This is a genomic window from Streptomyces sp. Je 1-4 4N24 (assembly GCF_026239515.1).
Lineage (GTDB): Bacteria > Actinomycetota > Actinomycetes > Streptomycetales > Streptomycetaceae > Streptomyces > Streptomyces nigrescens.
Genome location: NZ_CP110836.1, coordinates 4,242,116 through 4,264,207 on the forward strand (window position 1 = coordinate 4,242,116; position 22,092 = coordinate 4,264,207).

Annotated in this window: 19 protein-coding genes and 1 pseudogene; 9 read left to right on the plus strand and 11 right to left on the minus strand. The window is 71.9% G+C overall.

From position 1 onward, the window contains the following. Positions 1–69 precede the first annotated feature (69 nt). From SLV14N_RS18240 to ssd, 7 genes and pseudogenes are all read right to left on the minus strand, one after another. Positions 70–342, minus strand: a pseudogene (locus SLV14N_RS18240) (Rv3654c family TadE-like protein); the annotation flags it as partial. After that, positions 317–712 (minus strand): TadE family type IV pilus minor pilin, encoded by a 396-nt coding sequence (locus tag SLV14N_RS18245; RefSeq protein WP_263270200.1) that lies wholly within the window; start codon positions 710–712, stop codon positions 317–319. The pseudogene SLV14N_RS18240 and the gene SLV14N_RS18245, both read right to left, overlap by 26 nt. After that, a complete protein-coding gene (locus tag SLV14N_RS18250) occupies positions 699–905 on the minus strand; it encodes a DUF4244 domain-containing protein (RefSeq protein WP_208681968.1) in 207 nt (68 codons plus the stop codon). The genes SLV14N_RS18245 and SLV14N_RS18250 overlap by 14 nt, the downstream gene beginning before the upstream one ends. A 243-nt stretch (positions 906–1,148) precedes the next feature. After that, positions 1,149–1,991 carry a type II secretion system F family protein gene (locus SLV14N_RS18255; RefSeq protein WP_263270201.1) on the minus strand — a complete coding sequence of 281 codons (843 nt, stop codon included), beginning with the start codon at positions 1,989–1,991 and terminating at the stop codon, positions 1,149–1,151. A gap of 13 nt (positions 1,992–2,004) precedes the next feature. Next, a complete protein-coding gene (locus SLV14N_RS18260) occupies positions 2,005–2,925 on the minus strand; it encodes a type II secretion system F family protein (RefSeq protein WP_208681970.1) in 921 nt (306 codons plus the stop codon). After that, positions 2,922–4,088, minus strand: a complete 1,167-nt coding sequence (locus SLV14N_RS18265; protein ID WP_263270202.1) for a TadA family conjugal transfer-associated ATPase — start codon at positions 4,086–4,088, stop codon at positions 2,922–2,924. The genes SLV14N_RS18260 and SLV14N_RS18265 overlap by 4 nt, the downstream gene beginning before the upstream one ends. After that, positions 4,085–5,323: a septum site-determining protein Ssd gene (ssd, locus tag SLV14N_RS18270; protein WP_263270203.1), complete on the minus strand. Its 1,239-nt coding sequence runs from the start codon at positions 5,321–5,323 to the stop codon at positions 4,085–4,087. The genes SLV14N_RS18265 and ssd overlap by 4 nt, the downstream gene beginning before the upstream one ends. A 465-nt stretch (positions 5,324–5,788) precedes the next feature. On the opposite strand from ssd, the gene SLV14N_RS18275 reads away from it, so the two are divergent. Next, positions 5,789–6,694, plus strand: a complete 906-nt coding sequence (locus SLV14N_RS18275) for an HAD family phosphatase (RefSeq protein WP_263270204.1) — start codon at positions 5,789–5,791, stop codon at positions 6,692–6,694. Positions 6,695–7,063: 369 nt separating this feature from the next. Here SLV14N_RS18275 and SLV14N_RS18280 read toward each other — a convergent pair whose 3' ends face one another. Continuing rightward, complete coding sequence (locus SLV14N_RS18280) at positions 7,064–7,948, minus strand: oxidoreductase (RefSeq protein WP_263270205.1); 885 nt, start codon at positions 7,946–7,948, stop codon at positions 7,064–7,066. 101 nt (positions 7,949–8,049) lie between these two features. Here SLV14N_RS18280 and SLV14N_RS18285 point away from each other — a divergent pair, with 101 nt between their 5' ends. The 7 genes from SLV14N_RS18285 (at position 8,050) to SLV14N_RS18315 (ending at position 17,799) form a co-directional block, all read left to right on the plus strand. Beyond that, a complete protein-coding gene (locus tag SLV14N_RS18285) occupies positions 8,050–9,036 on the plus strand; it encodes an ATP-binding protein (protein ID WP_263270206.1) in 987 nt (328 codons plus the stop codon). Positions 9,037–9,537: 501 nt separating this feature from the next. After that, positions 9,538–11,868: a bifunctional SulP family inorganic anion transporter/carbonic anhydrase gene (locus SLV14N_RS18290; RefSeq protein WP_263270207.1), complete on the plus strand. Its 2,331-nt coding sequence runs from the start codon at positions 9,538–9,540 to the stop codon at positions 11,866–11,868. A 149-nt stretch (positions 11,869–12,017) separates the two neighbouring features. Continuing rightward, positions 12,018–13,982 (plus strand): acetate--CoA ligase, encoded by a 1,965-nt coding sequence (acs, locus tag SLV14N_RS18295; RefSeq protein ID WP_263270208.1) that lies wholly within the window; start codon positions 12,018–12,020, stop codon positions 13,980–13,982. Between the two features lie 519 nt (positions 13,983–14,501). Continuing rightward, complete coding sequence (nhaA, locus tag SLV14N_RS18300; protein WP_263270209.1) at positions 14,502–15,896, plus strand: Na+/H+ antiporter NhaA; 1,395 nt, start codon at positions 14,502–14,504, stop codon at positions 15,894–15,896. Positions 15,897–15,940: 44 nt separating this feature from the next. After that, complete coding sequence (locus SLV14N_RS18305) at positions 15,941–16,399, plus strand: phage holin family protein (protein ID WP_263270210.1); 459 nt, start codon at positions 15,941–15,943, stop codon at positions 16,397–16,399. Then, positions 16,396–17,334 (plus strand): alpha/beta fold hydrolase, encoded by a 939-nt coding sequence (locus tag SLV14N_RS18310; RefSeq protein WP_208681987.1) that lies wholly within the window; start codon positions 16,396–16,398, stop codon positions 17,332–17,334. The genes SLV14N_RS18305 and SLV14N_RS18310 overlap by 4 nt, the downstream gene beginning before the upstream one ends. 267 nt (positions 17,335–17,601) lie before the next feature. Next, positions 17,602–17,799 (plus strand): hypothetical protein, encoded by a 198-nt coding sequence (locus SLV14N_RS18315; RefSeq protein ID WP_078518634.1) that lies wholly within the window; start codon positions 17,602–17,604, stop codon positions 17,797–17,799. A gap of 78 nt (positions 17,800–17,877) precedes the next feature. On the opposite strand, the gene SLV14N_RS18320 is transcribed toward SLV14N_RS18315, so the two are convergent. The 3 genes from SLV14N_RS18320 to nth are packed head-to-tail and all read right to left on the minus strand — an operon-like array spanning position 17,878 to position 20,901. After that, a complete protein-coding gene (locus tag SLV14N_RS18320) occupies positions 17,878–19,077 on the minus strand; it encodes a MarP family serine protease (RefSeq protein WP_263270211.1) in 1,200 nt (399 codons plus the stop codon). Between the two features lie 13 nt (positions 19,078–19,090). After that, the gene (locus SLV14N_RS18325; protein WP_208681990.1) at positions 19,091–19,819 is read right to left on the minus strand and encodes a CoA pyrophosphatase; all 729 of its coding nucleotides are present in this window, start codon (positions 19,817–19,819) and stop codon (positions 19,091–19,093) included. A 53-nt stretch (positions 19,820–19,872) separates the two neighbouring features. Continuing rightward, positions 19,873–20,901 (minus strand): endonuclease III, encoded by a 1,029-nt coding sequence (gene nth / locus SLV14N_RS18330; protein ID WP_263270212.1) that lies wholly within the window; start codon positions 20,899–20,901, stop codon positions 19,873–19,875. A 445-nt stretch (positions 20,902–21,346) separates the two neighbouring features. Here nth and SLV14N_RS18335 point away from each other — a divergent pair, with 445 nt between their 5' ends. Continuing rightward, positions 21,347–22,021 carry a Crp/Fnr family transcriptional regulator gene (locus SLV14N_RS18335; protein WP_006604164.1) on the plus strand — a complete coding sequence of 225 codons (675 nt, stop codon included), beginning with the start codon at positions 21,347–21,349 and terminating at the stop codon, positions 22,019–22,021. Positions 22,022–22,092 lie beyond the last annotated feature (71 nt).

The following is a 22,092-nucleotide window of genomic DNA, read 5'->3' on the forward strand; positions in this document are numbered from 1 at the left end:
GCGCCCCGGCGGCCCGGCCCGCGCCCGTACCCGGGAGGTGAACGGGCTGCCGCCCGCCTCGGCCGAGACATCCGCGACCTGCCCGGTCACCGCGCAGCGCACCAAACGGGTGTGCTGCGCGGCCGCCACCCGGCGGGCCGCCGCGCAGGCCACGGCCGGGCCCCGCAGGGCGTGATCCGCGGCGGCCAGCGCCGCCAGGTCCGCGGCGCCACCCGCCCGGTGCCGCGCCGTGACGGCCTGGCCCACACCGATCAGGGCCACGAAGACCGCGCAGAGCGCCGCCGCGGCGAAGACCGTCCAGACCGTCGCCGAGCCCTCATCGCCGCACCGTCTCCTCCGCAAGAGCCACCGCCTCCCCCGTGACCTGCACCGTCAGCCGCCCCACACCGGGCAGCTCGGCCGCGACCCGTACGCGCACCAGATCTCCCTCCCGTGCCAGCGCGATCCGCGCGTCCCGTGGAGCCGCGCCACGGGCCGCCGAGATCACCGCCGCCCGCGGCTCCGACCGCGCCGCGGCACGCGCCCCGGCCCGCGCCGCATCCACACACTCGATACGGGCGCAGACCGCCATCAGCCCCCAGACGAGCGCCGCGACCACCGCCACCAGGACGGGTATGACCACGGCCGTCTCCGCCGTCACGAATCCGGCGTCGCGCGTCCGCGGGGTGCCACGGGCCCGCAGGCCCGGGGCACCGCCGTCAGAACTGGACATTGATCGCCCGCTCGAGCGTCGACCGCAGCAGCGCCTGCACCGGTCCGCTCGTCACGACCTTGTAGAGCACCGCGGCCAAGGCACACGCCGCGAGCGTCCCGACGGCGTACTCCGCCGTGGTCATCCCCCGGTCGTCGGCCCCGAGCGCGCGCAGCCCCGCCCACCACCGTCGCAACCTTCCGCACCGAAACATGTGAACCCCCTTTGAACGGCCCTGAGAAGGGCCGCTGATCCATGACTTCTGATGAATGACTTGGTGAATGACCTTGGTGAATGGCTTTGGTGGAGGGCTGCTGACCTGCCGGTTGAATGGCCTGTGGCCTCCGGCCCCGCCTGGCCGGCCGGGCCGGTGAACCGGTCCTTTCATCGGCCCGGCCCGGTCCGCAACCCTCGCCGCCGTCTCCGGAACGGCCCGTGAACGCGCCGCGCCCGCCGGTCAGTTACGCCCCAGCAGGCCGCTCGCCAGGCCGATCAGCACGGGTGCCACCCCGAGCGTCAGGAATGCCGGCAGAAAGCACGCCGACAGCGGCAGGGTGACCAGCACCCCGGCCCGTCGGGCCTGCGCGGTCGCCGCCCGGGCCTGCTCCGCCCGGAGTTCGGCGGCGATCCGGGACACCGACTCGACGGCCGGTACCCCGGATATCCCGGCGCGCTCCATGGAGCGCGCGAGTCCTTCGGCGCCAGGGAGAGCGGCCAACCGTGGCCATACGACGGCCGGTTCACCGCCTAGGCGCAGTTCCGCCGCCACCTGGCGCAGCCGCTCGGCGACCGGTCCGTCGAGCGACCGGCCCACCGCCTCGGCCGATCCCCGCGGTCCGGCCCCGGCCGCGAGGCAGGCTGCCAGCAGATCGCCGGCCGGGGCCAGCTCCGCCCGTACCTCCGCGGCCGCCGAACGGACCGCCTCCGCGCCCCGTTGGCGGGCCAGATAACGATGCGCCCCATAGCCCACAGCGAGTCCCGCCAGGACCCCCGCCATGCCACCGACGAGGATGACCACGAGGCCGGCCGCCCCCAGGGGCCCGGCCCATTCCCACAGTCGGCCGTCCCGTGACTCGCCGTCCCTCACCGTCGCTGTGCGCCGGCGCCACCGGGCACGGGCGAACGATCCGGTCCCGGCCCCGTCCCTCCCCCGTCGGTCCTGTCCGGCGCCCCACACCGCCGAGACCCGTCTCCGGACGGCGCGTCCATGCTGTGCCTCCCGCACCAGCGCCACGGCACACAGCACCGCCGTCATGGCGACGAGCGCCATCCCCACCCTGTGGACAACTTCCGCGCTCATACCGATCCCCTCCCTACGCGTCTTCCGCGGCCGCGACGATCCGGGCCGTCCAGACCACCCCGCCCCACTCAAGAAGCCCGCCGACCACCAGGCAGCCCCACCCGGCCGGGGTGTGCAGCAGCACCCGCAGTGGGTCGGCACCCAGGGCGCTGCCCATCAGGAGCCCGGCCGCGGGCAGCAGTGCGAGCATCAGCGCGGTGGCCCGGGGGCCCGCCAACTGGGCGCGCAGCTCGTCGCGTTGATCGCGCTGCGCCCTGAGCCCGGCCGCGATCCGCTCCAGCCCTGAAGCCAGCCCCGCGCCGCCCTCCACGGCCACCTGCCAGCACGCGGCCATGCCGGTCAGTCCCGCGGCCCCCGGCTGCCGCGCCGCCACCCGCAGCGCCTGGGGCACATCTCCTCCGTACCGCGCGGCAGCCAGCACCGCCGAGCCCTCCGCTCCGAGGCCCGGCGCCCCCACGGCGAGCAGGGCCTGGGCGGGCTGCCGCCCGGCCCGCAGTTCCCCGGCCACCGCCGCGCACAGCCCGATCACCGCGGCAGCCCGCCGGTCGCGCGCCCGCCCCGCGCCACGAGTGACCAGCCACCGGCGGACGAGGAAGACGGCAACCACGGAAGCGATCACCGGGAACACCGATCCGCCCAGGACCCCCAGCACCAGCCCCGCCGGCAGACACCAGACCTCCCGCCCGGCGTCCCACCGGCGGCCGACGCTCCAACGGCGCCCCGCTTCGCCCTCGACCAGCCGCCCCGCGCACCACTTCCGCACCCCCTCGCCCCGCAGCCAGGCCCGCCATCCCTCTGCCGGGTCCGCTTCTCCGCGGCCCCCGAACAGCGCCCGGGCCCGCCGCCGTACGTCCTCCGGCCGGCCACCGCCCGACCGGAGGGCGGCGCCCGCGCAGAGCAGCGCGATCACCAGCGCCACCGCGGCCACACTCATCGGGACGCACCCCCGCCCCGCTCACACAGCTGCCGCAACCGCCCCCAGCCGCGCTCCTCTTGGAAGCCGGCCGGGCCCCAGACGGCAGCCGGCACGGTCACCACGAAGCCGTCGCGGTCCCGCTCCAGGACATGGAGCTCGGCGATCCGCCGCCGCCCGGACCGGTCGCGTACGAGGTGCAGGACGACCGAGAGCGCGGCCGCCAGCTGACTGTGCAGCGCGGCCCGATCCAGGCCCGCGGTCGAACCCAGGGCCTCCAGCCGCGCGGGGACATCGCATGCGGCGTTGGCATGGACCGTGCCACAGCCCCCCTCATGGCCCGTATTCAGGGCCGCCAGCAAATCCGTGACCTCGGCACCGCGCACCTCGCCGACCACCAGCCGGTCCGGGCGCATCCGCAGCGCCTGGCGTACGAGGTCCCGCAGCGTCACTCGGCCGACGCCCTCCTGATTGGCGGGCCGGGTCTCCAGCCGCACCACATGAGGATGATCCGGCCGCAGCTCCGCCGAGTCCTCGGCCAGGACGATCCGCTCGGCCGGGCCGACCAGGCCGAGCAGGGTGCTGAGCAGAGTCGTCTTGCCGGAGCCCGTACCGCCGCTGATCAGGAACGACAGCCGGGCCGCCAGCAGCGCCCGGAGCAGCCGGTCGCCGCCCGGCGGGACCGTGCCGGCTGCCACCAGCTCCGCGAGGCCGAAGGCGCGCGGCCGCAGCACCCGTAGGGACAGACAGGTCCCGGCGACGGCCACCGGGGGCAGCACGGCATGCAGCCGGGTCCCGTCCGGAAGGCGGGCGTCCACCCACGGCCGGGCATCGTCCAGCCGCCGGCCGGCCACCGCCGCCAGCCGCTGCGCAAGTCTGCGCACCTCCGCCGCGTCCCGGAAGCGGACGTCCGTGCGCTCCAGCCCGCCACCGCGGTCCACCCACACCTCGTCCGGCGCGGTGACCAGGACATCCGTGACGTCCGGCGCGGCCAGCAGTGGCTCCAGCGGCCCGCTGCCCACCATCTCGGACCGCAACGCGGCCACCACGCCCAGCACTTCGGCGTCCCCCAACAGCCGCCCCTGCTCGCGCAGTGCCACGGCCACCCGGGCCGGTGTCGGCTCCGCCCCGGTCTCGGCGAGCCGCCGGCGCACCACCTGAAGCAAGTCCTGTCCCTGGCTCATGCCCGGCCCCCGCCCCAGCAGGCCGCACAGGACGTCACTGGGAGGGGCGCAGGCCCCTTCGCACCGGCCCCGGGACCCGTGCCCCTCGCGGGGCCACCGCCCGGCCCCGGCGCCGCGGCGGCCGGCGGCCCGCCGCCGTCTCCCCCGCTCTCCGTCAGCCGCTCCCAGAACGCCGTGCAGAATCTCGCCAGCGGTCCGCGCACCTGCGCCCCCGGTGGCACCCCTCGCGACAGATCGGCCAACAGGTCCGCCTCCCACGGCACTTCACCGGCCAAGGGCAACTCCATGAGGCGGGCGATCTCGTCGGGCGGCAGGCCGTGTCCGTGGCGGCCGGGAGCCCCGCGCGCCACCACTCGCAGATCGCCGAGCACCTTCCGTACCCCGGCGGCCGCCCGTTGTGCCGCCGCGACCGCCCGCAGCTCCGTAGGGACGAGCAGCAGACCCATGTCCACCTGGGCCAGGGCCTCCGCCACCGCGGCGTCGACCCTGCGCGGCAGGTCCACCACCACGACTCCGCCGCGGCGGCGCGCCGCGGCCATGACCGCGCGCATGGCCGCGGGCGGGATGGTGACATCGGAGCCCCGGTCCCAGCTGAGGATCCGGAGCGAGTGCAGCCGCGGCAGTGACTCGGCCAGGGCGCCGCAGGCCACCCGGCCCCGTGATTCGGCGAAGGCGGGCCAGCGCAGGCCCTTTTCCTTCTCGCCGCCCAGCAGGACGTCCAGCCCGCCGCCCAGCGGGTCTCCGTCGACGAGCAGCGTGCGCCGTCCCGTGCGGGCTGCGGTGACGGCCAGCGCGCCGGCCAGGGTGCTCGCTCCGGCGCCCCCGCAGCCGCCGATCACGCCGACCGTCAGGGCCGGCGGTCCGACGCCCTCGACCGCATCGGCGATCCGGTCCGCCAGCCAGCGCTCGCCGTCGGGGAGAGCCAGCACCCGCTCGGCCCCCAGGGCGACGGCCAGCCGCAGGAAGGCCGGATCGTCCGCATCCCGCCCCGTGAGGATGACGCCCGCCCGGCGTCCGGCGCCGCGCAACCGGGGCGCGCAGTCGGCTCCGATGATCACCAGGGGCGGCGCTTCCCAGTCCCCTCTACGGGCGGGCAGGCCGTGCGCCACTTCGGGCAGCGCCCCGGCCGCCGCACACAGCCGCAAAAGATCGTCGAGGAGCCTTTCGTCCTCGGTGATGATCAGCGGCCCGCCCCGCTCCTCGCCCGTGTGGACCAGCCGTTCCGATGGCGTCATTCCGGCCACGTTCCGTCCCCCTGTCGCTACGCAACTCGCACCTCCGCGAACTCGCGGACTTTTACGCTGCAGCGATCGGGAAAATCTTGTGGATCTTGACCCGAAATTGTGGACAACTCCGCGGCTGTGAATATCCCTGTCACCTATTCCAGCGAGGGCGGCTACTTCTGGGGCTCAAGGGAGCCTTCCTCAGAGCAGCGCGGCAACTACGGTGCGTAATGACATGGAAGCGTCGGGACAGCGGGCGCCGCGCGGGCAACGAGAAGTGTGGATCGGCGTCCGGTGCCGGAAAATGCGTCCGGACATGCGACGACCCCCGCCGGGGGGGAGAGCGGGGGTCGTCCCCACGGCCGACTCGGGGGGGGAGGAGCCGGACCGGGTTAGCACGGTCGCGAACGATCCGTGACTTCCATGGTGTACCCGAGAGCCTTCTCAGGCAAACCCACGCGCCACACCTTACGCCGAATGGTGGGCGCCTATGCTCGCCCCGTGGAAAACCACTCCGTGCCTCACTCGACTCCCCGTACTGCCGCGTTCTTCGACTTGGACAAGACCGTCATTGCTAAGTCGAGCACGCTGACCTTCAGCAAGTCGTTCTACCAAGGCGGCCTGATCAATCGGCGGGCCGTACTGCGCACTGCGTACGCCCAGTTCGTGTTCCTGGCGGGCGGCGCCGACCACGATCAGATGGAGCGGATGCGGGAATATCTCTCCTCACTGTGCCGCGGCTGGGACGTGGCCCAGGTGCGGGAGATCGTTGCCGAGACGCTGCACGATCTGATCGACCCCATCATTTATGACGAGGCGGCCTCACTCATCGAGGAGCACCATGCCGCGGGGCGGGACGTCGTGATCGTCTCCACCTCGGGCGCCGAGGTCGTCGAACCGATCGGTGAACTCCTGGGCGCGGACCGGGTGGTGGCCACCCGCATGGTCGTCGGCGAGGACGGCCGCTTCACCGGAGAGGTGGAGTACTACGCCTACGGCCCGACCAAGGCGGAGGCCGTCCAGGAGCTTGCCGCGTCCGAGGGCTACGACCTCGAGCGCTGCTACGCCTACAGCGATTCGGCCACCGATGTCCCGATGCTCGCGACGGTCGGCCACCCCTTTGCCGTCAACCCGGACCGGGCGCTGCGCCGTGAGGCGGTCGCGCGGGGTTGGCCGGTTCTCTCCTTCAATCGGCCGGTCCCGCTCAAGCAGCGGCTGCCGGCGCTGTCGATGCCCTCGCGGCCGGTGCTCGCCGCCATGGCCGCGGTGGGCGCGGCCATGGCCACCGCGACGCTGGTCTGGTACGCGAGCCGGCGGAAAATCACAAAGCCGCGCCTCCTTATTGGCCGGAGCGGCCGCACCGCCCGTAATGCCCGCGTTTGAAGCCAAACGTAAAGATCTGGGGCACGGGGTTCCGCTTCCCCCGCCCGAGTAGTACAAAGGACTTAACGGCCCGCGAGACCAAGGACATCCGAGAGGAACACCTTTAACGCAGGAAGTGGCCCACGGACCGATGCATGAATGCCGGGCACCCACGCGACGTCGACCCGTCGATTGCGGGCCAGCCGCACCAGGTAACCGGACGAAGATTCCGACCTGATGGGCAAATATTCGAGCACGCTTGGTAACCCGGCGGACATGCCAGCGGCGGTACCACAGATTGGTACCGCCGCATCTCTTGTTCAGGGCCGAATGAAGCAATCCTTCCGGAATTCTTCGAGCGCCGCCCAAAGGGTTTCGCCCGGTCGCCCCTTATGCCGCGCCGCGCTGCAGCGCCTCACAGACAGCGGTGCTCTCCCGTACGCCGAGCTCCACCGCGCGTCCGCAGTGCGCGATCCACGCCGCGACGCCCTCCGGGATCCCCGAGACATAGCCCTCCAGGGCCGCGACATACGCCGCGCGCCCCAGTTCGGCGTGCCCGACCTCGGCGGGGCAGATGGACTTCGGGTCCAGCCCGCTGCCGACCAGCACGATCCGCTCCGCGGCCCGCGCGACCAGCCCGTTGCAGGTGGCGAACGGCCGCAGGGCGAGCAGCTCGCCGTGCACCACCGCCGCGGTCACCAGCGCCGGCGCCTCGCTGCCCGCGAGGAGCAGCCGCGCCAGCCCGTCCAGCCGCCCGGCGACCTCGTCGGCATTCGGCAGCGGCAGCTCGATGAGCGGTTCGTCGACCGGCTCGGCGCCCAGCCGGGGCCGTCCCACCGTCTCGTCTGCCGCACGGCCGGGCTCGTCGGCACTTCGCCCGGCGCCTGACGCGGCCACCAGGTGGAGCCGTGCCAGCACCCGCAGCGGCGACTGCCGCCACACACTGAGCAGCTGCCCGGCCTCGGCGGTCAGCCGCAGGGCCGCGCCGACCGTCCGCGGTTCGCCCTCGACGCCGAAGTCGGTGCGGCGCCGGACCTCTTCGAGCGCCCAGTCGGCTCCCGAGAGGGCCGCGGAACCGCGCGCTCCGCGCAGCGCCGCCTCGGACGTCACCTCATTGCTGCGGCGTCGCATGACCCGGTGCCCGTAGACCCGGTCGACGCCCTTGCGTACGGAGTCCACGGAGTCGGCGACTCCCGGGAGCGAGGCCAGGGTCACGAGCGGGTCGGCGCTCGCTTGCGGGGGTTCGGGGGGCGTCCCCCGGGAGATTCCAGCCATGGGTACGACCCTACGCACCACCAGGCCGGACCCCTCGAAGGAGTGGTCTTCCTCACCCGGCCCTCTCACTCGGAGCGAGATCAAGATTACCCTTGGTGAACATGAAGATCGCTTTCGTAGGCAAGGGCGGCAGTGGCAAAACCACCCTGTCCTCCCTGTTCATCCGGCATCTCGCCGCTTCCCGGGTCCCCGTGATCGCCGTGGATGCCGACATCAACCAGCATCTGGGCGCCGCCCTCGGCCTCGACGAGGCGGAGGCCGCCGCGCTTCCCGCAATGGGTGCCCATCTGCCGCTGATCAAGGACTACTTGCGCGGCAGCAATCCCCGGATCCCGTCCTCCGAATCAATGATCAAGACCACCCCTCCTGGCGAGGGCTCGCGACTGCTGCGGGTCGGCGAGGAAAACCCCGTCTACAACGCCTGCGTCCGCACGGTGGACCTCGACGGCGCCGCCGTGCGGCTGATGGCGACCGGGCCGTTCACCGAGGCCGATCTCGGTGTGGCCTGTTACCACTCCAAGGTCGGCGCCGTGGAGCTGTGCCTGAACCACCTCGTGGACGGCCGTGAGGAGTATGTCGTCGTCGACATGACGGCCGGTTCCGACTCCTTCGCCTCCGGGATGTTCACCCGCTTCGACATGACCTTCCTGGTGGCCGAGCCGACCCGTAAGGGCGTCGCTGTCTACCGCCAGTACAAGGAGTACGCACGGGACTTCGGCGTCCCCTTGAAGGTCGTGGGCAACAAGGTGCAGGGCCCGGAGGATCTGGCGTTCCTCCGTGACGAGGCCGGCGACGATCTGCTGGTGACCGTCGGCCACTCCGACTGGGTGCGCGCCATGGAGAAGGGCCGCCCGGCCCGCTTCGACCACCTGGAGGAGGCCAACCGGCACGCCCTGGAGATGCTGCACCACACAGCCGACGCCGCCTACGGGCGCCGCGACTGGGAGCGCTACACCCGGCAGATGGTCCACTTCCACCTGAAGAACGCGGAGAGCTGGGGCAATGCGAAGACCGGGGTCGACCTCGCCGCTCAGGTCGACCCTTCCTTCGTGCTCTCCGAGGGAGCAGCCACGCCACAGCCCGCCTGACCTGTGGGACGGCGCGGGCGGGCCCGGAGAGGCACAGGGCAGGTACGCCGCCCAGCCGCCCTTCGGCGCCCGCCCCGCCGCCCTTCGGCGCCCGCCCATTCGCGCTTAGGTGCCCGACCCGCCGGCAACGCCCGCCCATAAGCCGGACCGCAGCCCGTTCTACGTCGCGGCTGAACAGCCGGCCCCTCATTCACGGCACCGGTGAGCGCCTTCCGAGTGGTGCGTCGAAATCACCGCGCACACCTTCCCGCACGAAGAAAAGAGCGGAAAACCACAAGACGAAAGTCACCCTGTTCACCAGATAGGGGGAAGGATTGCGGCGAATGCCTGCAAAAGCTTCTCCTTACCTTTACCTCTCATTACGGTTCATTTACCGAAGCTTGAGAGTCACCGGACCGTCACCCAACGGCGACGACCGCCGGTCGGCTCACGTCCCGCCGCAGTACACCGCCGCCCCACGATCGCGCCCCGCGCGATCGCGTCGCCCCGGAGGAGACGGGAATGTCGCAGACCGAGAAGTCGCCGCCGCAGCCGCCGCGCACACCACACCGCACCGAAATCGCTCCCGGCCCCCATATGCCCTCGGGGCCCGGCACCCGTCCGGAGAGGGGCCGGGCCGTCCGCCGCGACCTCTCCGCCTCGGCCGTCGTCTTCCTGCTCGCCGTTCCGCTGTCCCTGGGCCTCGCCCTGGCCACCGGCGCCCCGCTCCAGGCCGGTCTGGTCTCCGCGGTCGTCGGCGGGATCGTCGCCGGCCTGCTCGGCGGCGCCCCGCTCCAGGTGACCGGCGCGGCAACCGGCCTCCTGGTGGTCACCGCCGATCTGGTGCAGCGCTACGGCTGGCGCGCCACCTGCGCCATCACGGTGCTGGCCGGGCTCGTGCAAATCGCCCTGGGCGCACTGCGCGTGGCCCGTGCGGCGCTGGCCATCAGTCCGGCGATCGTGCACGGCATGCTGGCCGGCATCGGGGCCACCATCGCCCTCGGCCAGTTCCATGTGGTGCTCGGCGGCAGCCCGGACAGCTCGGCGCTCGACAACGCCGCCGCGCTGCCCGGCCAGTTGGCGCACCCGCACGCCGTCGCGCTGCTGATCGGCGCCGTCACCGTCGCCGTGCTCCTCGGCTGGGGACGGCTGCCGGGCCGCGTCGGGCGGTGGGCGCGGGTGCTGCCCGCCCCGCTGGCCGCCGTGCTCGCCGCGACGGCCGTCAGCGCGGGGACGGAGGTGGCCAGGGTGGAGCTGCCGTCCTGGCGGATGCCCGAGTTGCCGGTACTTCCGGACGGGTCCCTTCCGGCTCTTGCCGCCGCGGTGCTGACCGTCACCCTCGTCGCGAGCATGGAGTCGCTGCTGTCGGCGCTGGCCGTGGACCGGCTGGCGGCCGAGCGGCCGGACGCTCCCACGGGGCGTGCGCAGCTCAACCGCGAGCTGGCCGGCCAGGGGGTGGCCAATACCGTCTCCGGGCTGCTGGGCGGGCTGCCGGTCTCCGGGGGCGCGATGCGCGGCTCGGCCAATGTGCGGGCGGGTGCGGTCACCCGGCGCGCCACCGTGCTGCACGGCGTATGGGTGCTGCTGTGCGCGGGCCTGCTGGCCACGGCGCTGGAGATGACCCCGCTGGCCGCGCTCGCCGCACTGGTGATGATCGTCGGCGTACGGATGGTGAGCTTCGCGCACATCCGGCATGTGCAGCGGCACCGCGAATTCCCGGTGTATGCCGCCACCTTGGGCGGCGTCGTCCTCTTCGGGGTGCTCCAGGGTGTGGTGACGGGCATCGCGGTCGCGGTCTTCCTGGCGCTGCGCCGGCTGACGCACACCCGCATCACGGTCACGGAGGAGGCCGACGGCCACCTGGTGCGGGTCAGCGGGCAGTTGACGTTCCTGGCGGTGCCGCGGCTGACCCGGGCGCTGGCGCAGGTGCCGGCGCACACCGATGTCGTCGTCGAGGTGTGCGGCTCGTTCATGGATCATGCCGCCTACGAGGCGCTGCAGTCCTGGTCGGCCGCCCACCGGGCGCACGGCGGCCGGGTGACCCTCAGCGGCCGCTCGGGCCGGACGAACGCCGCGCAGGCCGGTGCGCACTCCTGCCGGCCGTGGACGCCCTGGCGCAACCATCACTGCACCCGTCCCGCCCCGGAGCGGGCGGCGGTTTCGGAGAGCAGCGGCAGCCAACTGCTGGGCGGGGTCTCCGCATTCCAGCGCCACACGGCTCCGCTGGTGCGCGAGGAGCTGTCCCGGCTGGCGCGCGAGGGCCAGCGGCCCACCCAGCTGTTTCTGACCTGCGCCGACTCCCGGCTGGTCACCAGCATGATCACGTCCAGTGGGCCGGGCGATCTGTTCACCGTGCGCAATGTCGGCAACCTGATGCCGCCGCCCGGCTCGGACGCCTCCTGCGACTCCGTAGGGGCAGCGATCGAGTACGCGGTGGAAGTACTGCGGGTCAGCTCGATCACGGTGTGCGGGCATTCGGGGTGCGGCGCCATGGCGGCGCTGCTGGGCGCCGCCGCACCGGAAGACGCCGAGCCGACCCCGCTCGCCCGCTGGCTGCGGCACGGCCGGCCGAGTCTGGCCCGTATGCAGCGCATCGGACGGCTGGGCCGGGGTGAAGTCGCTCTCAGCGGGCGGCCGGTGGGCGACGACCAGGAGCGGCTGGCACTCGTCAACGTCATGCAGCAGCTCGACCACCTCCGGGCGCACCCGTGTGTGGCCCGCCGGGTGGCCGAGGGCACGCTCGCCCTGCACGGCATGTACTTCCATGTCGGCGAGGCCCAGGCATATGTGCTCGACGAGGCCGCCGGGCGGTTCTGCGCGGTACGCGGCGAACCGGCGCCGGCGACGGTCTGACCTGCGCGGCTTCTCCTCAACAGCCCTGGCGCGGACCACGAACTGATAGGTCTACACCAATTTTTGTCCACAGCCCTTGTCAGGGCCCGGCGTGGGCTGATGAGCTATGACCTGGGGACACATCGGACGCCCTGGGATTGGGAGAAGTTGTGAGCAACGAAAGCCTGGCCAACCTGCTCAAGGAGGAGCGGCGGTTCGCGCCGCCCGCCGATCTGGCCGCGAACGCCAACGTCACGGCTGCCGCGTACGAGCAGGCCGCGGCAGACCGGCTGGGCTTCTGGGCCGAGCAGGCCGAACGCCTGTCCTGGGAGACCACGCCCACCCAGACCCTCGACTGGTCCAACGCACCCTTCGCGAAGTGGTTCGCCGACGGCAAGCTCAATGTCGCCTACAACTGCGTGGACCGGCATGTGGAGAACGGCCTGGGAGACCGGGTCGCCATCCACTTCGAGGGCGAACCCGGCGACTCCCGCGCGATCACCTACGCCGAGCTCCAGCGCGAGGTCTCCAAGGCCGCCCATGCGCTGACCGAGCTGGGTGTGCGCAGCGGCGACCGGGTCGCCATCTACCTGCCGATGATCCCGGAAGCGGTCATCGCCATGCTGGCCTGTGCGCGCCTGGGTGCCCCGCACTCCGTCGTCTTCGGCGGCTTCTCCGCGGACGCCCTGGCGACCCGTATCAATGACGCGGACGCCCGCGTGGTGATCACCGCCGACGGCGGCTACCGCCGCGGCAAGCCCTCCGCCCTCAAGCCCGCCGTCGACGCCGCCCTGACCAAGCCCGGCACGGAGAACGTCCGCAGCGTCCTCGTCGTGCGCCGTACCGGCCAGGAGGACATCGACTGGCACGAGGGCCGGGACGTCTGGTGGCACGAGATCGTCGAGCGGCAGAGCGACCAGCACACGCCCGAGGCCTTCGACGCCGAGCACCCGCTGTTCATCCTCTACACCTCCGGCACGACGGGTAAGCCCAAGGGCATCCTGCACACCACCGGCGGCTACCTCACCCAGGTGTCGTACACCCACCACGCGGTCTTCGACCTGAAGCCGGAGACCGACGTCTTCTGGTGCACCGCCGACGTCGGCTGGGTGACCGGCCACTCGTACATCACCTACGGCCCGCTCTCCAACGGCGCGACCGAGGTGCTCTACGAGGGCACGCCCGACTCCCCGCACCAGGGCCGCTGGTGGGAGATCGTGCAGAAGTACGGCGTGACGATCCTCTACACCGCGCCGACCGCGATCCGCGCCTGCATGAAGTGGGGCGACGACATCCCGGCGAAGTTCGATCTGTCGTCGCTGCGCGTCCTCGGGTCGGTGGGCGAGCCGATCAACCCCGAGGCATGGATGTGGTACCGCAAGCACATCGGGGCCGACAAGACACCCATCGTCGACACCTGGTGGCAGACCGAGACCGGCGGGATGATGCTCAGCCCGCTGCCGGGCGTCACGGCGACCAAGCCCGGCTCGGCCCAGGTGGCACTGCCCGGTATCGCCGCGACCGTCGTGGACGACGGTGCGCGCGAGGTCCCCGACGGTGCCGGCGGCTACCTCGTCCTGACCGAGCCCTGGCCGGCCATGCTCCGCACGATCTGGGGCGACGACCAGCGCTATCTCGACACGTACTGGTCGCGCTTCGAGGGCAAGTACTTCGCCGGCGACGGTGCCAAGAAGGACGACGACGGCGACATCTGGCTGCTGGGCCGGGTGGACGACGTGATGCTGGTGTCCGGCCACAACATCTCCACCACCGAGGTCGAGTCGGCGCTGGTCTCGCATCCGAAGGTGGCCGAGGCCGCGGTCGTCGGCGCCGCCGACCCGCAGACCACCCAGGCCATCTGCGCCTTTGTCATCCTGCGCGGCGGTGCGGCGGAGGACGAGGGCCTGGTCGAGGAGCTGCGCGCCCATGTCGCCCAGCAGCTCGGCCCGATCGCCAAGCCCAAGCGGATCATGCCGGTGGCGGAGCTGCCCAAGACCCGCTCCGGCAAGATCATGCGGCGGCTGCTGCGCGACGTCGCCGAGAACCGCGACCTCGGCGATGTCACCACCCTCACCGATTCCTCGGTCATGGACCTGATCCAGGCGAAGCTGCCGAGCGCGGCCAGCGAGGACTGAGCGGGACGGAAGGCGCAGGGGGCATCCGGCCGGCGCGGCCGGGTGCCCCCTTTGTCGCGGCCTCCCTTGTCGCGGCCTCCCTTGTCGCGGCCTCCCTTGTCGCGGCCTCCCTTGTCGCGGCCTCCCTTGTCATGGCCCCGGCTTGTCGCAGGCCCGGCTTGCCGTGGCCCGTCGCGGCCCGGCGGCCCGCCTGCCTGTCGTGGCCCGGCGGCCCGCCTGCCCGTCGGCCGCGCGCGGCGGGAGCGCCCCGGCCGTGGCCCGTCCCTCCAGCGGCCGGGCGCCCGGATCGACCGTAAAGTGAGGTCACCGGATAGCCGTTTGCGCCCGCCCGGTACAGTGGGACACGCGTCAATGACACGCTAAAACTCTGGGTGCGCCGGGAAGTCTGGTCGGCAACTGCAACAGCCGTACACAGCTGCCGAAAGCCGGAGGTCACCCAGTGAGCGGGGCCAGCAAGCAAACGATCAAGAGGCGTGTGCTGCGCGCATACCGCCCCGCCGAGCGCAGTGAGGCCGGCGCATGAGCGGCCCCGGAAACCGTCGCGCCCCGTTCCTCGGGCGGATGTCCCTGCCCGAGCGGAACTTCATCGCGGAGGCGCTCCGCGCCGAAACCGTCGGCGGCATCCTCCTCCTCGTCGCCGCCGTAGCCGCTCTGATCTGGGCCAACACCCTCGGCGGAAGCTACGAGGCGGTCCGCGGCTTCCATCTCGGACCGGCCACGCTGGGCCTGGACCTGTCCATCCAGCACTGGGCCGCCAACGGGCTGCTCGCGGTCTTCTTCTTCGTCGCCGGTATCGAGCTCAAGCGCGAACTGGTCGCCGGTGAGCTCCGGGACCCCAAAGCCGCCGCGCTCCCCGTGATCGCCGCGCTCTGCGGGATGGCGATGCCGGCGCTCGTCTACTTCACCGTCAACATCATCGGTGGCGGCTCGCTGCAGGGCTGGGCGGTCCCCACCGCCACCGATATCGCCTTCGCACTCGCCGTCCTCGCGGTCATCGGTACGTCCCTGCCCTCCGCACTGCGTGCCTTCCTGCTCACCCTCGCCGTCGTCGACGATCTCTTCGCGATCCTGATCATCGCGATCTTCTTCACCTCGGAGATCAACTTTCTGGCGCTCGGCCTCGCCGTAGCCGGCCTGGTGATCTTCTATCTGCTGCTCCGCAAGGGCGTCCGCGGCTGGTACGTCTACGTCCCGCTCGCCCTGGTCATCTGGGGTCTGATGGAGAACAGCGGGGTGCACGCCACCATCGCCGGCGTCGCCATGGGCCTGATGCTGCGCTGCACCCGGCGCGACGGCGAGACACAGTCCCCGGGTGAACACATCGAGCATCTGGTCCGCCCGCTCTCGGCCGGCCTCGCCGTGCCGCTGTTCGCCCTCTTCTCCGCGGGTGTGTCCATATCCGGCGGCGCGGTCCATGAGGTCTTCACCCGGCCGGAGACGCTCGGGGTCGTGCTCGGCCTGGTGGTGGGCAAGGCCCTCGGCATCTTCGGCGGCACATGGTGCGCCGCCCGCTTCACCAGGGCCGAGCTCAACCCCGACCTCAAGTGGCCGGATGTCTTCGCCGTCGCCGCGCTGGCCGGCATCGGCTTCACGGTCTCCCTGCTCATCGGCGAACTCGCCTTCTCCGGGGACCTGGTGCTGACCGACGAGATCAAGGCATCGGTGCTGATCGGCTCGCTGCTGGCGGCCGTCTTCGCCGGCATCCTCCTCAAGGTCCGCAACACCAAGTACAAGAAGCTGTGCGAGGAGGAGGAGCGGGACGAGGACCAGGACGGCATCCCCGACATCTACGAACGCGACAAGCCGGAGTACCACCTGCGGATGGCGGCAATCCACGAAGCCAAGGCCGCCGAGCACCGGCGGCTTGCCGAAGTGGCCTCCGGCACGCATGCCGGAGACGATGGTCCGGCATGATCTGAGAGGCTTTGCATCCGGGTGAAGAGATGAGGGAGACGGCGATGAGCGCAGTGCACGACGGCACGGACCGCAGCCTCGGACAGCTGGTGGCCACGGCCACGGCCGAAATGTCCGCGCTGGTGCACGACGAGATCGCGCTGGCCAAGGCGGAGTTCCGGCAGGACGCCAAGCGCGCCGGCATCGGCAGCGCCGCGTTCATGGTGGCCGGCGCGCTGGCACTGTTCGCGCTGCCGGTGCTGAGCTTCGCGGCGGCGTACGGCATCCACAACCTCGGCCTCGGGCTCGCCTGGTCCTTCCTGATCGTGGGGGGTGCCTTCCTGGTCCTCGCCGGACTGCTGGCCCTCATCGCGATGGCCAAGATGAAGAAGATCAAGAAGCCGGAGAAGTCCATCAACTCCGCCAAGGAGACCGCGGCCGTACTCCAGAAGGCCAAGCCGCACCCGCGCGTGGCGGCCGTGGAGCACCCGGTGCTGGAGTCTGTGACACGCTCATCGGTATGACAGCCCCTGACAGCACCGCTTCGGTCGTACGGATCGACGTCCCCGGCGGGAGAGAGGTGTCGCACCGCGACGTCGCGGCCAACGGCGCCCGCTTCCACATCGCGGAGATGGGCGACGGCCCCCTGGTGCTGCTGCTGCACGGCTTTCCGCAGTTCTGGTGGACCTGGCGGCACCAGATGCCGGCGCTCGCCGACGCGGGCTTCCGCGCGGTCGCGATGGATCTGCGCGGCGTCGGCGGCAGCGACCGCACCCCGCGCGGCTACGACCCGGCGAACCTCGCCCTGGACATCACCGGCGTCATACGGTCCCTGGGAGAGCCGGACGCCGCGCTCGTCGGGCACGATCTGGGCGGCTATCTCGCCTGGACGGCGGCGGTGATGCGGCCCAAGCTGGTGCGCCGGCTGGCCGTGTCCTCGATGCCGCACCCCCGCCGCTGGCGCTCGGCGATGCTGGCCGACGTCCGGCAGAGCGCCCGGAGTTCGCACATCTGGAACTTCCAGCGGCCCTGGCTGCCGGAGCGCGCGCTGACGGCGGACGACGCGGCGCTGGTGGGGCGGATGATCCGCGACTGGTCCGGGCCCCGGCCGCCGGAGGACGAGACGCTGGCGGTCTACCGGCGGGCGATGAGCATCCCCTCGACGGCGCACTGCTCGATCGAGCCGTACCGCTGGATGGTGCGGTCGATGGCCCGCCCCGACGGTCTCCAGTTCAACCGCCGGATGAAGATGCCCGTACGGGTCCCGACGCTCCATCTGCACGGCTCGCTCGACCCGGTGATGCGCACCCGCAGTGCGGCCGGCTCCGGCGAGTACGTCGAGGCGCCGTACCGCTGGCGGCTGTTCGACGGCCTGGGGCACTTCCCGCACGAGGAGGACCCGGTGGCGTTCTCCACCGAGCTGATCAACTGGCTGAAGGACCCGGAACCGGACCGGTGAGAAGCCGCGGCCCGGGACGGGCCAAGGGCAACGGCGCCCCCGGAGCGGACCGTTGAACCCGCCGTGCGAACGGGTTCGCCCGTAGGCCCGCGGACTGGTTCGCCCGTAGGCCCGCGGACCGCTGAGCGGGCGTCCCGAACCGCTCAGCGGAGCCCTCCGCACCGCACTCGAACGCGCGTATGACGAACAGCCACTTGCCCGGCGCATAGGCCAATTGGCGGTCCCCTGGGCGGTTACGGACCTTGGGCCACGGGCAGAGTCGAGGGTATGGGCTGGACGCACGACTACCGTGACGTGGCACGCAACCGCCGCAGCAGTGCCGCTGCAGTGGGTACTCAGGAAAGGGGAACCCCGGACCTCAGGTCCGGTGAATCCCCCGACCCGACGCACCCGATGGGGATCCCGCGCATCCTGCGCCGCAGAGCGCGCTGGATGAGCGCGCGGCTACGCCATCCCCGTACCTGAATCCCCGGCCCGCCGACGGGGCGCGGGATTCCTTCCCCCGCGTCCCGCCGACGGGCCCGGCAGTGACCCGCGGAGCGTCTAGATCGCGCAGCCCTGGCTGTCGACCTGCTGCTGGGCCGTACGCCCCCTGGTGACGTCCTCGCGGACCTCGTCGGCGGTCAGTGCGTAGCCGGTGCGCGAGTCGTCCAGCGACTTCGCGAAGACGACACCGTAGACCTTGCCCTGCGGGGTGAGCAGCGGGCCGCCGGAGTTGCCCTGCCGGACCGTGGCGTAGAGGGAGTAGACATCGCGGCCGACCGTGCCGCGGTGGTAGATGTCCGGGCCCTTCGCCTGGATACGGCCGCGGACACGGGCGGCGCGGACGTCATAGCCGCCGTTCTCCGGGAAGCCGGCGACGATGGCGCCGTTGCCGCTGTCCGCGTCCGCTCCGGTGAACTGCAGCGCCGGGGCCTCCAGCGAGGGCACGTCGAGGACCGCGATATCGCGCCGCCAGTCGTAGAGCACGACCTTGGCGTCGTACGTACGGCCCTCGCCGCCCACCTGGACGGTCGGCTCGCGCACCCCGCCGACGACATGGGCGTTGGTCATCACGCGGTGCCGGCCGAAGACGAAGCCGCTGCCTTCGAGGACCTTGCCGCAGCTGGGAGCAGTGCCGACGACCTTGACGATGCTGCGCTTGGCCTGCGCCGCGACCGGGCTGGTGGCCAGCTGGGGATCGGGCGCCGGCACATTGGTGATCGGTTCGTTGGAGAACGGCGTGAAGACCTGCGGGAAGCCGTTCTGCGCGAGGACCGAGGAGAAGTCCGCGAACCACGTGCCGGCCTGCTGGGGCATCACCCGGGACACCCCGAGCAGCACCTTGGAGTTGCGGACCTCCTTGCCGAGCGTCGGCAGGGAGGTACCGGCCAGCGCCGAGCCGATCAGCCAGGCGACCAGCAGCATCGCCAGGACGTTGACCAGCGCGCCGCCGGTCGCGTCCAGCGCTCTCGCCGGTGACCACGTGATGTGGCGGCGCAGTTTGTTGCCCAGGTGGGTGGTGAACGCCTGGCCCACGGATGCGCACACGATCACGATGGCGACCGCCGCGATGGCCGCGAAGGTGTTGGGGGTCGCATCACCGGTGATCTCGTTCCAGATCACGGGCAGCAGATAGACCGCGATCAGACCGCCTCCGAGGAAGCCGATCACGGACAGGATGCCGACGACAAAGCCTTGCCGATAGCCGATGATCGCGAACCACACGGCCGCGACCAGCAACAGGATGTCCAGGACGTTCACGCCGGACACCGTCTCACGAGCGCCAGTCGAGCGGGACCGCCTTGTCACGGTCCCACGGAATCTCCCATCCCGCGTAGTGCAGGATCCGGTCGATGACTCCGGCCGTAAACCCCCAGACCAGGGCGTTCTCGACAAGAAAGGCAGGCCCGATGTGGCCGCTGGGATGGCGCGTTGTCACGCGATGGGCCGGGTTCGTGAGATCCGCCACGGGAACCGTGAACACCCGGGCGGTCTCCGCCTGGTCGACCGCGCCGACCGGGCTCGGCCGGCGCCACCACCCCAGGACGGGCGTCACCACGAAGCCGCTGACGGGGATGTAGAGCCGCGGCAGGACGGCGAAGACCTGCACACCGGAGGGATCGAGGCCGGTCTCCTCCTGGGCCTCGCGCAGCGCCGCCCGTACCGGACCGGAACCCTCCGGGTCGCCGTCCTCCGGGTCGAGGGCGCCACCGGGGAAGGAGGGCTGGCCGGCGTGTGAGCGCAGGGTGCCGGCGCGCTCCATCAGGAGCAGCTCGGGGCCGCTGGGGCCGTGGCCGAAGAGGATCAGCACCGCGGACTGCCGGCCACCGCTCTCGGGCGGCAGAAAGCGGCTGAGCTGGGGCGGCTCGATGGTGGCGGCCACCTGGGCCACCGGGTCCAGCCACTCGGGCAGGCCCTCGGCCGTGACCGCCGCCTCCCGGCCGGACGCCGGCTCTCCGGCGTCCGCCTCCTTGCCGTACTGCTGCTCCCGTGCACTCCTCATACGCGCCCCCTCAGGCCTGGCGTCGATCGTCGGTCACCTCTGGGCGGCGGGCGTCAGGAAGCGGCCACCGGGGGCGCCATCGGCGGCGCGGGCTGCCCCGGATAGTCGGCCGGAGGCTTCAGCCGCTGCCCCGGCTGGCCGCCCAGCTCGTACTTCAGCAGCTTCTTGGCCTTCTCCGGGTCCGTCTCGCCCTCGCCATACGCGGGGCACAGCGGGGCGATGGCGCAGGCTCCGCAGGCGGGCTTGCGGGAGTGGCAGACGCGGCGGCCGTGGAAGACGACCCGGTGCGAGAGCATCGTCCACTCGCTCTTGGGGAAGATCTCGGCGACATCCCCCTCGACCTTCTCGGCATCCTCCGCGGTGGTCCAGCCGAAGCGGCGCGCCAGACGGCCGAAGTGGGTGTCGACGGTGATGCCCGGGACGCCGAAGGCGTTGCCCAGCACCACATTGGCGGTCTTGCGGCCGACCCCAGGGAGGGTGACGAGGTCCTCCAGACGGCCCGGCACCTCACCGCCGAAACGGTCGCGGAGCGCCGCCGACAGGCCGAGCAGCGACTTCGTCTTGGCCCGGAAGAAACCGGTCGGCCGGATCAGCTCCTCCAGCTTCTCCGGGGGCATCGCGGCCATGTCCTCGGGCGTCGGGCAGACCGCGAAGAGACGCGGGGTGGTCTGGTTGACCCTCAGGTCGGTGGTCTGCGCGGACAGGACCGTCGCGACCAGCAGTTCGAAGGGGTTGGTGAAGTCCAGCTCGGGGTGGGCGTACGGATACAGCTCGGCCAGCTCGCGGTTGATCCGGCGGGCCCGCCGCACCATGGCGACCCGGGACTCGGGCTTGCGCGCGGCGGCCTTCTTGGCGGGGGCCTGCCCGGCGGCCGTCTTTGCGGTCTTCTTCGCCGTGGCCTTCGTCGCCGTCGCCTTCGTCGCCGTCGCCTTCTTGGCCGGGGCGGTCTTCCTGACGGCCGTCTTCTTGGCGGGGGCCTGCTCGGTGGCCGCGGTGGCCTTCTTGGCGACGGCCTTCTTCGCGGCCGCCTTCTTCGTGACGGCCTTCTTGGCCGCCGCCGGCTTCTCGGGGGTTGCGTTCACGGGGCGGCCTTCTTCCCTGCCGAGGTCTTGCCTGCCGGAGTCTTCCTCGCGGCGGTCTGCACGGTCGTGTCCTGCGCCAACGGTCGCGACGCGCCGGGTTTCCGGACGGGCGGCTTCCGGCGGGGCATCACCCCGGAGAGCGATTTGTTACTTTTATCCGAATCCGGTGTGCGGCCGGACGACTGTTCGCCCACAGCGGAATCACGCCCTGCGCTCACTCGTCCGGCCCCCCAGTCCTCTGCTCTCACCGGCGTATTGGACACTCGGCCAGACTAAGGCCAGCCACTGACATCCGGCTTGATCGCTGTGATTCCTGACCCCAATCGGCCCCCTGCCTTATGGCTCGGGGCACCGGTCCGGCAAACTTGTGATTGATCGCACTGTTTTGCATTCCGGCATGATGGGGACCACAGTCCCCCGGAGCATGTCGACAAGGAGAGATCTCGTGGACGACGTTCTGCGGCGCGCACCGCTCTTCGCGGCGCTCGATGACGAGCAGGCGGCGGAGCTGCGCGCCTCTATGGGAGAGGTCACGCTCGCCCGCGGCGACGCCCTGTTCCACGAAGGGGACCCCGGCGACCGCCTGTACGTGGTCACCGAGGGCAAGGTGAAGCTGCACCGCACTTCCCCCGACGGCCGGGAGAACATGCTCGCCGTCCTCGGCCCCGGAGAGCTGATCGGTGAGCTCTCGCTCTTCGACCCCGGCCCCCGTACGGCCACGGCTTCCGCCCTCACCGAGGTCAAGCTCCTCGGCCTGGGCCACGGCGACCTCCAGCCCTGGCTGAACGCCCGCCCCGAAGTGGCCACGGCCCTGCTGCGTGCGGTCGCCCGCCGGCTGCGCAAGACCAACGACCAGATGTCCGACCTGGTCTTCTCGGACGTACCGGGCCGCGTGGCACGCGCCCTGCTCGACCTGTCGCGCCGCTTCGGCGTGCAGTCCGAGGAAGGCATCCACGTCGTCCACGACCTGACGCAGGAAGAGCTGGCCCAGTTGGTCGGCGCCTCCCGCGAGACGGTCAACAAGGCGCTGGCGGACTTCGCGGGCCGCGGCTGGCTGCGCCTGGAGGCGCGCGCCGTGATCCTGCTGGACGTCGAGCGGCTGGCCAAGCGCTCGCGCTGACCGGCTCGCAGACAGCCTGGAAGGGCCCCGCTCCGGCGGGGCCCTTCGTCATGGCCGCGCGGGCCCGGCGG